The organism is Olivibacter domesticus (assembly GCF_900109575.1).
In the GTDB taxonomy this organism is placed as follows: domain Bacteria; phylum Bacteroidota; class Bacteroidia; order Sphingobacteriales; family Sphingobacteriaceae; genus Olivibacter; species Olivibacter domesticus.
Genome location: NZ_FOAF01000001.1, coordinates 2,142,145 through 2,155,829, shown reverse-complemented (window position 1 = coordinate 2,155,829; position 13,685 = coordinate 2,142,145). Strand labels below are relative to the sequence as shown.

General features: G+C 39.5%; 12 protein-coding genes. 7 read left to right on the top strand and 5 right to left on the bottom strand.

Going from position 1 to position 13,685, the window contains the following annotated elements:
- Positions 1-3: 3 nt before the first annotated feature.
- Positions 4-513, top strand: a complete 510-nt coding sequence (locus tag BMY50_RS09490) for an FUSC family protein (protein ID WP_093322835.1) — start codon at positions 4-6, stop codon at positions 511-513.
- On the opposite strand, the gene BMY50_RS09485 is transcribed toward BMY50_RS09490, so the two are convergent.
- From BMY50_RS09485 to BMY50_RS09470, 4 genes are all read right to left on the bottom strand, one after another.
- The gene (locus BMY50_RS09485) at positions 500-1,951 is read right to left on the bottom strand and encodes a bifunctional 2-methylcitrate dehydratase/aconitate hydratase (protein ID WP_093322832.1); all 1,452 of its coding nucleotides are present in this window, start codon (positions 1,949-1,951) and stop codon (positions 500-502) included. The genes BMY50_RS09490 and BMY50_RS09485 overlap by 14 nt on opposite strands.
- 48 nt (positions 1,952-1,999) lie before the next feature.
- Positions 2,000-3,142: a bifunctional 2-methylcitrate synthase/citrate synthase gene (gene prpC, locus BMY50_RS09480; RefSeq protein ID WP_093322830.1), complete on the bottom strand. Its 1,143-nt coding sequence runs from the start codon at positions 3,140-3,142 to the stop codon at positions 2,000-2,002.
- Positions 3,143-3,151: 9 nt separating this feature from the next.
- Positions 3,152-4,045, bottom strand: a complete 894-nt coding sequence (gene prpB, locus BMY50_RS09475) for a methylisocitrate lyase (RefSeq protein ID WP_093322828.1) — start codon at positions 4,043-4,045, stop codon at positions 3,152-3,154.
- A 156-nt stretch (positions 4,046-4,201) separates the two neighbouring features.
- Positions 4,202-4,915, bottom strand: coding sequence for a 3-keto-disaccharide hydrolase (locus tag BMY50_RS09470; protein WP_093322826.1), 714 nt, complete (start codon positions 4,913-4,915; stop codon positions 4,202-4,204).
- Between the two features lie 279 nt (positions 4,916-5,194).
- Here BMY50_RS09470 and BMY50_RS09465 point away from each other — a divergent pair, with 279 nt between their 5' ends.
- The 3 genes from BMY50_RS09465 (at position 5,195) to BMY50_RS09455 (ending at position 9,430) form a co-directional block, all read left to right on the top strand.
- A complete protein-coding gene (locus BMY50_RS09465) occupies positions 5,195-6,133 on the top strand; it encodes a lipid A deacylase LpxR family protein (RefSeq protein WP_162276568.1) in 939 nt (312 codons plus the stop codon).
- 154 nt (positions 6,134-6,287) lie between these two features.
- On the top strand, positions 6,288-8,609 hold the full coding sequence (locus tag BMY50_RS09460) for a TonB-dependent receptor (protein WP_377533764.1): 2,322 nt from the start codon (positions 6,288-6,290) through the stop codon (positions 8,607-8,609).
- 5 nt (positions 8,610-8,614) lie between these two features.
- Positions 8,615-9,430 (top strand): DUF4249 domain-containing protein, encoded by an 816-nt coding sequence (locus BMY50_RS09455; RefSeq protein ID WP_093322820.1) that lies wholly within the window; start codon positions 8,615-8,617, stop codon positions 9,428-9,430.
- Between the two features lie 173 nt (positions 9,431-9,603).
- On the opposite strand, the gene BMY50_RS09450 is transcribed toward BMY50_RS09455, so the two are convergent.
- Positions 9,604-10,212, bottom strand: coding sequence for a polysaccharide deacetylase family protein (locus BMY50_RS09450; protein ID WP_093322817.1), 609 nt, complete (start codon positions 10,210-10,212; stop codon positions 9,604-9,606).
- Positions 10,213-10,307: 95 nt separating this feature from the next.
- Here BMY50_RS09450 and BMY50_RS09445 point away from each other — a divergent pair, with 95 nt between their 5' ends.
- Genes BMY50_RS09445 through BMY50_RS09435 form a run of 3 tightly spaced genes read left to right on the top strand, consistent with a single transcriptional unit; the run spans position 10,308 to position 13,631 of the window.
- Complete coding sequence (locus BMY50_RS09445; RefSeq protein ID WP_093322814.1) at positions 10,308-11,675, top strand: TolC family protein; 1,368 nt, start codon at positions 10,308-10,310, stop codon at positions 11,673-11,675.
- A gap of 26 nt (positions 11,676-11,701) precedes the next feature.
- Positions 11,702-13,063: an efflux RND transporter periplasmic adaptor subunit gene (locus BMY50_RS09440; protein ID WP_093322812.1), complete on the top strand. Its 1,362-nt coding sequence runs from the start codon at positions 11,702-11,704 to the stop codon at positions 13,061-13,063.
- Between the two features lie 52 nt (positions 13,064-13,115).
- Entirely contained in the window at positions 13,116-13,631 is a 516-nt protein-coding gene (locus tag BMY50_RS09435) for a YdeI/OmpD-associated family protein (protein ID WP_093322809.1), read from the top strand.
- The last annotated feature ends 54 nt before the right edge of the window (positions 13,632-13,685 follow it).

Genomic DNA, 13,685 nt, shown 5'->3' with positions numbered 1-13,685 from the left:
AAAATGCGGTATTTGCGTCTTTCTATTTCTTCCCAGGAAATATTATATATAATTAAATGCGTAATCGGTGTGTTAGTGTGTTATGGTTTCTATGCCGCTTTTCCTGAATACCCCTTTTATTGGAGCATTATCTCAGCTGTATTAGTATTTACACCTGATAATGACCAAACATTGGCCTTTGATAGAATAAAAGCTAATTTCTTAGGTTCTAGTGTTGGTATGTTCGTTTACTTTATGCCTATCCATGGTGCCATATTATTCTGTTCTGGCGTTGTATTAACTATTTTTCTTGGACTTATCTTCAAATTGGAGAATACAATAAGACCGGCGTTAGCAGCCGTAATCATTGTGTTAGTACAGGAAAACCAGCATAAAGATTGGGTTGTTGCACTCGAAAGAGTGGGATGTGTGTTATTGGGATGTTTTGTTTCCCTATGCATTACCTTGGTTTTCACCAAGGTAGCATGGGCCAAATTTTACTATAAATTACAATATTGGTTTAAAAGGAAATAAGATCTACAAATTCATGAACCGGTTTGTTGGTTAATTGCTGAAAGTCCAAAGAGCTTGCTAATATTTCCTGCTGACTTTTTTCAGAAAAGATTCTAGCTAAATTAATTTTATATTTATCAATTAATAAAGGGATTCCCTCTTCTCGTCTCCTCTTGTGACCTATCGGGTATTCAACAACTATTTCGTCCAACTTTGTGCCATCGTTAAATGTCACTGTTAGTGCATTTGCGATAGACCGCTTGTTAGGATCATGGTAATCTTTCGTGAATTCTAAATCTTCCACCGTGCTCATTTTGTCTCTAAGTTGGTCGATACGTATATCTGAGGCTACCTTATCTTCATAGTCGGCTGCAGTTAACCGCCCAAATAGAATAGGCACAGCTATCATATATTGAATACAATGATCACGATCGGCGGGATTATGTAAAGGTCCTTTTTTATCAATAATGCGGATGGCAGCCTCATGCGTACGGATTTGGATATGCTGTATATCATCAGCCACTTTGCCAACTTTTGTTAATTCGCGATGTATGGTCATAGCTGCTTCTACTGCTGTTTGCGAGTGGAATTCGGCCGGAAAGGAAATCTTAAATAATACATTCTCCATTACATAAGTACCATAGGGGCGCTGGAATTGAAAGCTATTTCCCTTAAATAATACGTCATAAAAACCCCATGTTTTTGCCGTCAGAACGGAGGGATAACCCATTTCCCCTTTTTTTGCTATAAGTGCTAAGCGTACTGCCCTAGCTGTAGCATCTCCTGCCGCCCATGATTTTCTGCTGCCTGTGTTAGGGCTATGCCGATAAGTACGTAGCGCTTGGCCATCTACGAAAGCCAAGGATATAGCGTTTGCCAGTTCATCGCGCGACAATCCTAACAAGTGTCCCACAACGGCCGTAGAAGCAATTTTAACAAGTATTACATGATCGAGCCCCACTTTATTAAATGAATTTTCTAAGGCTATTACACCTTGTATTTCATGTGCCTTGATCATTGCTGCCAAAACATCCTTTATAAGAAGAGGAGGTTTGCCCTCGCTAATTGCCCTTCTACTGATCCAGTCGGCTGTCGCTAATATACCTCCAAGATTATCCGATGGATGACCCCATTCTGCTGCCAACCAGGTATCATTAAAATCGAGCCAACGAATCATACTGCCGATATTAAAAGCCGCCTCTATAGGATCTAATTGATAAGGAGTTCCCGGAACTTTCGCCCCGTTGGGCACAATGGTGCCAGACACAACCGGGCCTAAAAGTTTTGTACAGGCAGGGTAGGTGAGTGCCTCGAATCCACAACCGAGTGTATCAAGAAAACAATAATGAGCGGTTTTTAAGGCTAGTTCGCTGGTGATGGTATAATCGTATACGTATTCAACAATATCCACAATAACTTGGTCTACCGATGAACGTTCGTTTGAATAATGGGATGACATAAATTAAATTAAATTTTTAAGATCTATATACAGGTTTTTTGTTCTTGTTTATCTTTCTTTCAGTGGTACAAAAGGCCGGTTATCTGGCCCGATGTAGTTAGCACTGGGACGGATTATTTTTCCATCTTGCCGCTGTTCAATAACATGGGCGCTCCAGCCACTTACCCTGGAAATAACGAAGAGAGGCGTAAAAAATAACGTAGGTATTTGCATGATATGATAAGATACTGCAGAAAACCAGTCGAGATTAGGGAACATCTTTTTCTGATTCCACATAAGTGTTTCAATTTGTTCTGCAATATGATAGAGTTTGATGTCGCCTACTTCCTCGGAAAGTTCTTGCGCCACTTTTTTTATAACGACATTTCTAGGATCTGAAATAGTGTAAACGGGATGTCCGAAACCAATGATTACTTCTTTTTTCTCTAATCGTTCCAATATGTCTTTTTCGGCTTCTATGGGGTCTGCATATCGGCTCTGTATATCGTAAGCAACCTCGTTAGCTCCTCCATGTTTTTGGCCACGCAAAGCACCGATACTGCCCGTGATGGCAGAATAGATGTCCGAACCAGTGCCCGTAATAACCCTTGCTGTAAAAGTAGAAGCATTAAATTCATGTTCTGCATAAAGGTTTAACGAAATCTGCATCGCACGCACCCACGACTCAATAGGCTTTTTGCCATGAAGTAAATGTAAAAAATGGGCTCCAATACTGTCATCATCTGTCTCTACTTCAATTCGTTTACTATTATGTGCGTAATGGTACCAATAAAGCAATGCGGAAGAATAGGAAGCCATCAACTTATCGGCAATTTCACGAGCGCCTGATAAGTTATGATTTTCTTTTTCGGGAGATATAGTGCCCAAAAGCGAGGTATAAGTCCTTAAAACATCCATGGGATGGGCGGCAGCTGGAATCTGTTCGAGCACCTTTTTAGCTATGATGGGTAAACCTCTAAGTGTTTTAAGTTTGGTTTTATATATGTTTAACTCCGCTTTATTGGGGAGTTTCTCGTGTATAAGTAAATGAGCTACTTCTTCAAAAGTGGCTCCTGCAGCTAGATCTAAAATATCATAACCCCGGTAATGTAAATCATTGCCGCTTTTACCTACTGTGCAAAGTGCTGTATTTCCAGCTAAAACCCCTGATAGGGCGACTGATTTTTTTGGTTTAAAATGTTGGTTTTCCATGTTTAAAGCTTATTGGTTCTTTTTAGCATATAAAGCGTCAAGTTTCTCTTCATATGCATAATAATTTATACTGTCGTAAAGCTCCTGCCTCGTTTGCATGCTGTCTATTACTGCTTGCTGCGTACCATCTTTTAACAAATGCTGATATACTTGAAGGGCGGCTTTGTTGGCCGCTCGAAACGCTGATAAGGGATATAAAATTAAACGGACATCTACACTAGCGAGTTCTTCGACGGTCCATAAAGGTGTCATGCCAAATTCTGTGATGTTTGCGAGGATGGGAAGGCCGGTGGCTGCAGCGAATTCTTTATATAAGGGCAATTCTCTTACAGCTTCTGCGAATATAAAGTCGGCACCCGCATCTTTATACGCGATAGCCCGCTGAAGGGTTTTTTCCAGGCCTTCTGTGGCCAAAGCGTCGGTTCTGGCACCAATTACAAAGTTGTCGTCGATTCGTGCATCTACCGCAGCCTTTATACGATCTACCATTTCTTCCAAAGGCACTATTTCTTTTCCAGGTCGATGACCACACCTTTTTGCGCCCGTTTGGTCTTCTATATGTAACGCGGCAGCCCCTGCTTTTATAAGCGATTTAACGGTTCTGGCTACATTAAAAGCTGAGGGACCAAAGCCTGTGTCTACATCTACCAGGAGAGGAGTTTCCGTAATATTGGTTATACGGTTAACGTCAATCAACACATCCTCTAGCGTGGTAATACCCAAATCGGGAATGCCCAATGAACCAGCAGCTACACCACCGCCCGACAGATAAATAGCCTGAAAGCCCGCTTGCGTTGCCAGTAACGCATGGTGGGCATTAACGGCGCCAGCTATCTGCAACGGTTTATTGGTTTGCATAGCGTCTTTAAAACGAGCTCCGGCGGATAAATGTTTGTTTGACATATTTTTCTGTGTATGAAATTGACGATGTTATTCATCGCAGGTTAAAAATGAAAGCCACAAGACCTATTAGGGTAATGTGGCTTTGCAATAAAAGATCTTTATATAAAAGGTGTCTAAAAAGTTCGAAATGACGACCTTTTCAGACAACCCTCTTCATTAAAGTTGTTTAATTTTTATATTCCGATAAGATACTATATTGCCATGATCTTGTAAAGCAATTTTACCTTTTGGATATTTTGCAAAACCTTCCCAACCATTGAATTTACTTTCCGCAATAAGCTTTTTCCATTCTTCACTGCCCTTGGTAATAGTAGCCGTTTGAACGCCGTTTAGCCAAAGGGTTATCTGGCCATCTTTATTCAAGAGACGCGCTTCATTCCATTCGCCAACAGCTTTAGGTTTAGATACGTCTGGTCCGCCTATCAAATCATACAAGGAACCTGCAAGGTGATCAGGGATGAATCTATCTCCTGCATTGATGTTATCCAATACCTGCATTTCAATACCGGTTTCATAAGTGGCGTGATATTTTGGATCTTCATTAATACCAAAAATTACACCGCTGTTTCCGCCATCACTTATTTTCCATTCAATTGTTAGATCATAATTTTCATATTCCTGATCTGTTACTAGATCTCCTCTTTCTGTTTTATCAGCCGCTGGATTGAATACCAAGGCACCATCTTGTACGGCCCATGCCGCTGCTGCTTTGTCTTTTTGGAAAGTATGCCATCCCTTCGTACTTTTTCCATCAAAAAGTAATACCCAGCCATCTTTCTTTTCTTTACTACTTAAGGTGTTTGGCTTCTGTGCAAATGCCGCACTCACCAATAGGAAACAGGCGCAGATGCTTAGTGAAATAGTTTTCATTTGTTTTGTTAGTATTTGATGTTATTTTAGTTAACGCCACAATCGTTTAGTGGCGATGTATAATGTTAATGGTGCAATATAGATATTTATCATGTAAATTATTATCCTTTCCATAAAGATTTGTGTAAAAGCTTTGAGAGATTTAGTGCTGATTTTTCAAATTTATGGAGTGGTCATTTTCGTGTAAAAATTATAGGTATAAAATTTTTAGCCAATCAAAAAGCATTTAAAATATATATGTTTGGTGCTGGGGTCATGAGATTTTTTACAGTCAACCAAATGTTTAAGCTAGTTATAGGCTTAAGTGTTTTTTTTTGTTTCTTTCCATCCTTGAACTGTGAAGCTCAGGTAAGTGAATTTGCTATCAATAGCGATAATGACGCCTATTTGTTTATTAATCAAGATCAGTACTACACCAATGGCATTTCCTTTAATTACCGGCATCTAAGAAACGATCGTGCCTTAAAGCGAAATCAGGTGAAACAGATCTGGAGCTTGTCTTTGGGCCATAAACTCTATAACGCATATAATGGTTTTAGTGAGGTAGCATTGATGGATCGTCCGTTTACTGCTTATTTATATTTAAGGGGCGGACAGTCACGGTTCTATAAAAATGAATCCGTACTAAATATGGCAGTAGAAACGGGGCTTTACGGTAAGGGAGCTTTTGGAGAACCGCTGCAGAAAGCATTTCATAACCTTTTTGGATTTTATCATATTAGTGGTTGGGACTACCAGCTTAATAATAATTTTGTTTTGGATGTCAAGGTCAATTATCATCGATTATTCTGGAGAAATAAAAAACGAACGGTGGATCTACAGATCGGTACAAAGATATCGGCAGGTTTAAACCAAAATTATGTAGGTGTCGGGCCTATCATACGAATGGGAAAAATCAATCCCCTGTATAGGTCAGCATATCATAGCAGTAGGTTAAATGCCGGAGCTGGAAAGGTAGAGAAAGAACGTTATTTTTATTATAAGCCAGTGCTGTTTTATAGAGTATATGATGCAAGCATACAAGGAGGAATGCTACTTCATGATAAAGGACCAATGGTTTTCGACATAAAACCATGGATGTTCAGTCAGCAGGTCGGGTTTACCTATGCCAAAAACCGTATTACAATTGATGCCCATCTTCAGTTTAATACGAAAGAAGTGGAAAGTGATGCCACTGCGCACCAGTATGGAGCCATTACGGTTGGCTATATGTTGTAGGCGAAGGATTTATTATCAATTACTGTAACTTTTTGCAGTTTTTTAGGTCTATTTATTAAACTTATAAGCATATTTGTTGCAAGCTCGCTTACGTTTAATTAAATACTAAATTGATATATTCTAAAAGTATAACCTTGATATTTAAATAGCTACCATTTTGAAACTCTTTTTATTACCCGCCTTATTAAGTCTCTTTCTTTTTGAATTTTCTTTTGCCCAACAAGTTACGATAAGCGGTACCGTACGCGATGCATCGAATGGTGAGACATTGATTGGTGCAAGTGTGAGGGTGCTGGAGGCGCCATCATCTGGCGTTAGTGCCAATAACTATGGTTTTTATTCACTCTCCGCGCCGAAGGGAAGTTACACTATTCGCATTTCTTCTATCGGCTACAATGCTCACGAGCAAAAAGTCGACCTAAACAAAGATATGCGCTTGGACGTTTCACTGGATCCCAACAATCAGTTAGATGAGGTAGAAATAAATGCCGTTTCTTCCAGAGAACAGATTGAAAGTCCGCAGATGGGAGTTAATAAAATCAGTATGAAGGAAATTAGCAATGTTCCGGTACTATTTGGTGAACGGGATGTTTTGAAGACGATCCAATTGCTTCCTGGCGTTTTAGCCGCCGGAGAGGGAAACAGCGGCTTCTTTGTACGAGGGGGGACGGTTGATCAGAATTTGGTACTATTAGATGAAGCAATGGTTTATAATGCTTCTCACTTGCTTGGTTTTTTTTCCACCTTTAACTCAGATGCTATCAAGGATGTGAACTTGTACAAAGGCGGTATGCCAGCGCAATATGGTGGCAGACTGGCATCGGTGTTAGATGTAAACATGTTAGATGGCAATAATCAGCAGTTTGGAATGGATGGGGGCATTGGACTCATTGCCTCTCGATTAAAGGTGGAAGGGCCCATCACGAAAAACAAAGGCTCTTTTATGTTAAGTGGTAGGCGTACGTATGCCGACCTGTTTTTGAAACTTTCTTCTGACAGTTCTGTGAATAACAGTGTTCTTTATTTTTATGACCTGAATTTAAAGGCTAATTATCAGCTGAATCAGAATAATACGGTTTATTTATCGGGCTATTTTGGAAAAGATGTGTTAGGCTATTCAAACGAATTTGGTTTTGATTGGGGTAATGTGACGGGAACCTTGCGCTGGAACCATGTTTTTAGTAGCAAGCTGTTTTCAAATACATCGTTGATTTATAGTGATTTTAAATACAATGTAGATATATCGGATGACGACAATGACTTTCAGATTGCCTCACGTATTCAAAATGTGAACTTGAAACAAGATTTTCATTATTTTGCCAGTAATAAAAGCAATATCCGTTTTGGTTTAAATCTATCACGGCAAGAAATTTCTCCGGCAGGTATCGATGCTTCCGAAAATTCGGATATCAACTCTTTGAAAATCGAAAATCGACAAGGGGCAGAGCTGGCGGCTTATATATCACATGAATGGAAACCGGTGAGTAAGTGGAGTTTTCTGTATGGATTGCGATTGAATACCTATTTATTACTTGGTCCAGGAGAATTTAGAACTTATGATGCCGAGGGAGATGTTGCCGGATCGACTTTATATGGTAAAGGAAAGATTGTTACCAGTTATTTTAATCTGGAACCTCGGTTTTCGGCGAACTATCGCTTAAATGAACAAAGTAGCATCAAAGCCTCTTATAATCGGAATACGCAGAATTTACATCAGCTAACAAATACTACGTCCACTTTGCCTACAGACGCGTGGGTGTTAAGTAGTAACAATATACAACCACAGATTGCAGATCAGGGAGCACTTGGCTATTACCGTAATTTTAATGATGATAAATATGAGTTCTCCGTAGAAGTATATTATAAAGATATGCAGAACCAGATTGATTATAAGAATACGGCCGACTTACAGGCAAATGAAAATGTGGAAGCAGAATTAGTGTACGGAAAAGGAAAGGCATATGGCTTAGAACTGTATTTAAAGAAGCGGGTAGGAAGGTTGAATGGTTGGATCAGTTATACGCTTTCGCGGAGTAAGAGGAGGTTTGATGAAATCAATAATGGCCAATGGTTCGCTGCCCGACAAGATCGTATCCACGATGTGGCTATTGTAGGTATGTACCAGCTTTCAAAAAGATGGAGCGTATCAGGAACCTTTATTTACAATACAGGAAATGCAGTAACTTTCCCGAGTGGTAAGTATAGTATAGGCGGGAAGTCAACCTGGTATTACACAGAAAGAAATGGTTATAGAATGCCCGATTATCACCGTTTGGATCTAGGCGCTACCTTAGAGTCGAAACCCGGTGGACGATTTAAATCGAGCTGGACCTTTGGTATCTATAATGCTTACAATCGAAAGAACGCTTACATTATAGATTTTAGAGAAAACAAAAACGATCCAAATGTCACAGAAGCTTACAAAGTAGCACTATTTGGGATCATCCCGTCTGTGACCTGGAACTTTAAATTTTAAAACACATGATAAAAAATAACCTATTTATATTTTCATTGAGCCTTCTTTTGTTTGCTTTTGCCGGCTGTGAGGAGGTTATTGATATCGATTTAAAGGATGCCGATCAAGTGTTGGTAATTGAAGGTAATGTGTCTAATACAGAAACTACTCATTTTGTTAGTATCTCGAAGACCGTTCCCTTCGCTTCTAATAGCACAGACAATCCACAATCGGGTGCTACCGTAAAAATTTTAGAAGAAATAGTTTCCAGTTCAAATGGTTCAGTTGTGACAAAGGCTGAACGCTCTTTTACCGAGGTCAGTCCGGGTTTATATCAAATCAATAATTACCGTGCAAGCCCAGGAAGAAAATATACGTTGACGGTAGAGTTGGCTGACAACAGTTATCAGGCAAGTTCCATTATGCCAGCACCTATCTCTATTGATTCCATAGGTACCGTAACCGATAGTTTTTTTGGGGAAGATCAGAAAACAGTAAGCATAGTATTTCAAGATCCCCCCAATGAAAAGAATTATTACAGGTATCTGTTAACGGTAAATGGCAAAGCGATTACCGATGTATTTGCTTATAATGATAAGTTTAACGACGGAAAGAAAGTTCAACGAAATCTATATAATGAGGATCTTGATCTTTTTAGAGGTGACTCCGTTTGGGTAGAGCAACAATGTATTGATCAGGCGGTATATAATTACTTTAACGGTATTCAATCGAACAACCCAGGTTCAGCCGCTCCCGCTAACCCCATATCGAATTTCAGTAATGGTGCTTTAGGGTATTTTAGTGCACATGGAATTACAAGAGCATCTACCGTAATTGAATGATAAATTTTGAGTGGAAAGCTTTAACGTTAATGATGAGTGATGATTTATGAATGATGGACGATGAATGACTGGTGAAAATGTCAACTAAAAATCTTGCTACTTGATACTGACATCTTGCTACTAATAACCAATAACTAGCACTCACAACTCACAACTGGTAACTCATAACTAACTTATAGCGTTCTGAACTCATAACCCGCTGCCAGCCAGTATTCAATGGCTTTCGGTAAAGCATACAGTAATCGCGGAAGTGCCTTTACATTATCGTGAAAAACGACAATAGAACCATTTGTGGTGAATTGTATAGCATTATTATAGCAATCTTGAGGTGAAAGTTGCGTGTCAAAGTCGTAGGTGATAACATCCCACATGATAATTTTATACTGCTTTCTTAATTTTCTGAATTGCTGAGGTGTGCATTTACCGTATGGGGGTCTAAATAGGTTAGACTGGGTATATTGATGGCATTTTTCTACATTTTCTAGGTACTTCTTAAGGGAGGTGCCCCACCCTTTAAGGTGATTGAACGTATGATTGCCTATTCGATGACCATCAATTCTTAATTGCTCAAAAATTTCAGGATACTTAACAATGTTTTCGCCAACGCAAAAAAAGCTTGCCTGAATGTTGTATTTTTTTAAGATATTTAATACCTGTGGTGTAACATCGGGTATAGGTCCGTCGTCAAAGGTTAAATAAATGATCTTTTCGTGGCGACTATGGTGCCAGGTGAGATGAGGGAGAAGCCAATGTAACCATACGGGAGATTTTACTATGTTCATGTGCAGCAGAGCCTTTGATGATGCGAAGGTAAACTTAAAAAAGAAAAAAAAGCAATTGATATAATATTTACTAGATGATACAACATAAACCCCACATGAAGTTTTTTAAATGCCTCGGTTTATTATCCTGCATAACTTTATCTTCCCTCGTAGCAAATGCACAGAAAACCATTACCATACGTGAGGCGCTCGATCAGGCTTTAAGAAACAATTTACAAGTGAAACAAGCCATGTATCAAAGTTCACTGAGTGCAGAGGATGTGCTGCAAGCAAAGATGGCACTTTTTCCTTCCTTAAGTGGACAAGTTCAAAGTTCAAAAAATTGGGGCTTGAGCTTTGACCAGACCGCTGGTTCATTAATTAGTAATACTTCTGTTACTTCTGCGGGTGCAAGTTTATCCAGTAGTGTGGTACTATTTGGTGGTTTTCAGAAGATCAATCAAATTTCGGCCAATAAATATCAGTTATTATCAAATGAAAGTAACATAGAAAAAGTGAAGAATGACTTAGTACTATCCGTTGTTACTAAATACCTAGAAGCCATCACGAATAAAGATTTGACCACTGCCGCACAGCAACAGGTGGCCCTGTCAAAAACACAGTTAGAAGCACAACGGGCTAATTATGAGGTAGGGAATAAAACCTTGGCCGATTTATCACAGGCAAAAAGCCAGTTGGCGACAGATGAACTGAGTTTAACGACGGCGCAAAATTCTTATGATCTATCCATTTTAGATTTAAAACAATTGATGGAAATGAATCCGGTAACAGATATTGTCTTGGAAAAGCCACCCTTGCCTGATGTGGAAAAATTGGTTTCCACGTATGTAGCTGAAGAAGTTTACCAGAGTGCTGTACAGAAATACCCGGATATAAAGGTGGCCCAACTGAATTCAATGGTGGCCAAGAAAAATATAGACATTAGTAAAGGAGGTTTTTATCCGCAATTATCTGTAGGCGCCGGCTATGGGACTAATTATTCTTCACAAGCGGCTGATAATCAAATTATTGGCGATCAAATAATACGTACTCCTATCAGCTTTGGTAGACAATTAGATCGAAATAGAAACACCAATATTTTTGCACAACTTAGTATCCCAATTTTTGACAACTATCAGCGAAACATTGCCGTTCGAAAAGCAAAAATATCTTATGAAAGTGCTTTGAATGATGAGCTATTGGCAAAGAATAACCTAAATAAGGTAGTGAATCAAGCGGTGTTGGATTTACGTACGGCGGAGAAGAAATACTATTCAACAGAGGAGAATTTCAAGTCGGCTACCGATGCTTTTGAGGTATTGAAGCAGCGGTACGACGTGGGGCTTGCCAATGCAGTAGAGTTGTCTACGCAGCAAACGGCTATGAATAAGGCCCAATTTGACTATATACAGGCACGATATGACCTTATTTTTAAAAGTAAGGTAATCGATTTTTATTTAGGCAAGCCCATCACCTTTAATTAAAAATAACAAATACATTATACATAACCATGGCTAAGAAGAAAAAAGGTACGTTAAAATATATAATCATTGGAGCCGTTGTCATACTGGTTTTAGTGGTGGTGGCCAGCAAACTTGGTTGGATAGGGGGCCCCAAGGTTGAACAAATAGCCACTGAAAAGGTAGAAAAGAGAACGGTGCAGGAAACCGTTTCTGCCAGTGGGAAGGTACAGCCTGAAAGGGAGGTGAAATTAAGTTCGGAAGTTTCAGGTGAACTCGTGGAATTGAATGTAAAAGAGGGTGAAGTGGTGAAGAAAGGACAGATACTTTGTAGAATAAAACCCGATATCTTACAATCTGGTTATGACAAAGCGGTAGCTTCTTTGAATAGCCAACGTGCTGCCCTTGGTTCATCACAACAGCAATTGAAGCAGTCCGAAGCAACTTTAGCTATTATGGAGGCGACTTTCAAGCGAAGTGAGCAGTTATTCAATAAAAAAGTTATTTCAGCGGCTGAATATGATAAGGCGCGAACGGATTATGAAGGCGCAAAAGCAAGTGTAGAATCACAAAGACAAAATGTAATCGGTTCCCGTTATGGCATCGATCAATCGCAAGCAGCAGTGAAGGAAGCAGGCGATAACCTTGCAAGGACTACTATTTATGCGCCGGTAGATGGGGTAGTATCTGTACTGAGTGTAGAGCAAGGCGAACGGGTAGTTGGTACCGCGCAAATGGCAGGTACCGAAATTATGCGGATTGCTAATTTATCTTCGATGGAAGTAAATGTCGACGTCAACGAAAGTGACATCACGCGCGTTTCCTTAAACAATACAGCAGAAATTGAAATTGATGCTTTTCGTGGTAGAAAGTTTAAAGGGCAGGTGACAGAAATTGCCAGTTCTTCTTCCGCTAATGCATTGGCATCTTCGTCTACAACTACGACGACTACAACTGATCAGGTAACTAACTTTACGGTTAAGGTACGTATTTTACCTAGCTCTTACGAAGACTTGTTGAAACCGGATAGACCCAATCCGTCGCCCTTTAAACCGGGCCTGTCGGCTACGGTGGACATCCATACCGAAAAGGATAATGGTTTATCTGTTCCAATCCAAGCGGTTACGACCAGGGAAGATGCTGCCGCTAAAAAAGACAGTACAGCAAATGACGAAAAGAAGGACGATGGATTTAAAACGAATGTTAAAGAATATGTATTTGTGTTTGATGCGAAAACAAGTAAAGTGAAACAGGTGGAAGTGACCACCGGCATTCAGGATGATACGTATATCAGAATATTGACGGGGCTGAAAGACGGACAAGAAGTGGTAATCCGACCATTTAATGCCATCAGTAAAACGTTAAAAGATGGTGATGTAGTGGAGAAGGTAGCGAAAGAGAAAGTAAATTAATTTTACCTTATCACCATCTATAGATAACATTGGAAATTGTTGCGATTAGAATATGATAACCTTTAGCGCAGAGATACTTAAATTTGGTAATAAAGGAGAAAAATCTGGCTGGTCTTACATAGAAATCCCAAAAGACTTAGCAGGGCAGATTAAACCAGATTATCGGAAGAGTTTTCGCGTAAAAGGAAAGATAGATCAGGAAGAAGTGAAAGGATTAGCCCTCACCCCAATGGGGGAGGGTGATTTTATTTTAGCATTAAAGGCTACATTAAGGAAGAAAATTAAAAAGGAAGAAGGTGCACAGGTAGCCGTGATGTTGGAAGAAGACAAAGATTTTAAAATTGAAATGCCCGAAGATCTTGAAATCTGTTTAGGCGAGGAAGTAATCTGGATGGAGCGTTTTTTGGCATTGGCCAAATCACATCAACATTATTTTATTAATTGGATAAACCAAGCAAAAGCAGAAGAGACCAGGGCTAAAAGAATAGCTCTCACCTTAGAAGCGATGGAAAAGCAATTGAATTTTGGTGCCATGATCCGAATGGACAAAGCGAGGCGAGGTATCTGAATTAATCGATACATCCATATTTGTAGCTAAACTATTTTGATTAGCTGTAATGTA

Coding starts and splice junctions, on each gene's coding strand:
- prpB (WP_093322828.1), bottom strand. CDS start 4,045: ATGTCAAACAAACATTTATCCGCCGGAGCTCGTTTTAAAGACGCTATG.
- BMY50_RS09450 (WP_093322817.1), bottom strand. CDS start 10,212: ATGAACATAGTAAAATCTCCCGTATGGTTACATTGGCTTCTCCCTCAT.
- BMY50_RS09490 (WP_093322835.1), top strand. CDS start 4: ATGCGGTATTTGCGTCTTTCTATTTCTTCCCAGGAAATATTATATATA.
- BMY50_RS09435 (WP_093322809.1), top strand. CDS start 13,116: ATGATAACCTTTAGCGCAGAGATACTTAAATTTGGTAATAAAGGAGAA.
- prpC (WP_093322830.1), bottom strand. CDS start 3,142: ATGGAAAACCAACATTTTAAACCAAAAAAATCAGTCGCCCTATCAGGG.
- BMY50_RS09485 (WP_093322832.1), bottom strand. CDS start 1,951: ATGTCATCCCATTATTCAAACGAACGTTCATCGGTAGACCAAGTTATT.
- BMY50_RS09465 (WP_162276568.1), top strand. CDS start 5,195: ATGTTTAAGCTAGTTATAGGCTTAAGTGTTTTTTTTTGTTTCTTTCCA.
- BMY50_RS09440 (WP_093322812.1), top strand. CDS start 11,702: ATGGCTAAGAAGAAAAAAGGTACGTTAAAATATATAATCATTGGAGCC.
- BMY50_RS09470 (WP_093322826.1), bottom strand. CDS start 4,915: ATGAAAACTATTTCACTAAGCATCTGCGCCTGTTTCCTATTGGTGAGT.
- BMY50_RS09445 (WP_093322814.1), top strand. CDS start 10,308: ATGAAGTTTTTTAAATGCCTCGGTTTATTATCCTGCATAACTTTATCT.
- BMY50_RS09455 (WP_093322820.1), top strand. CDS start 8,615: ATGATAAAAAATAACCTATTTATATTTTCATTGAGCCTTCTTTTGTTT.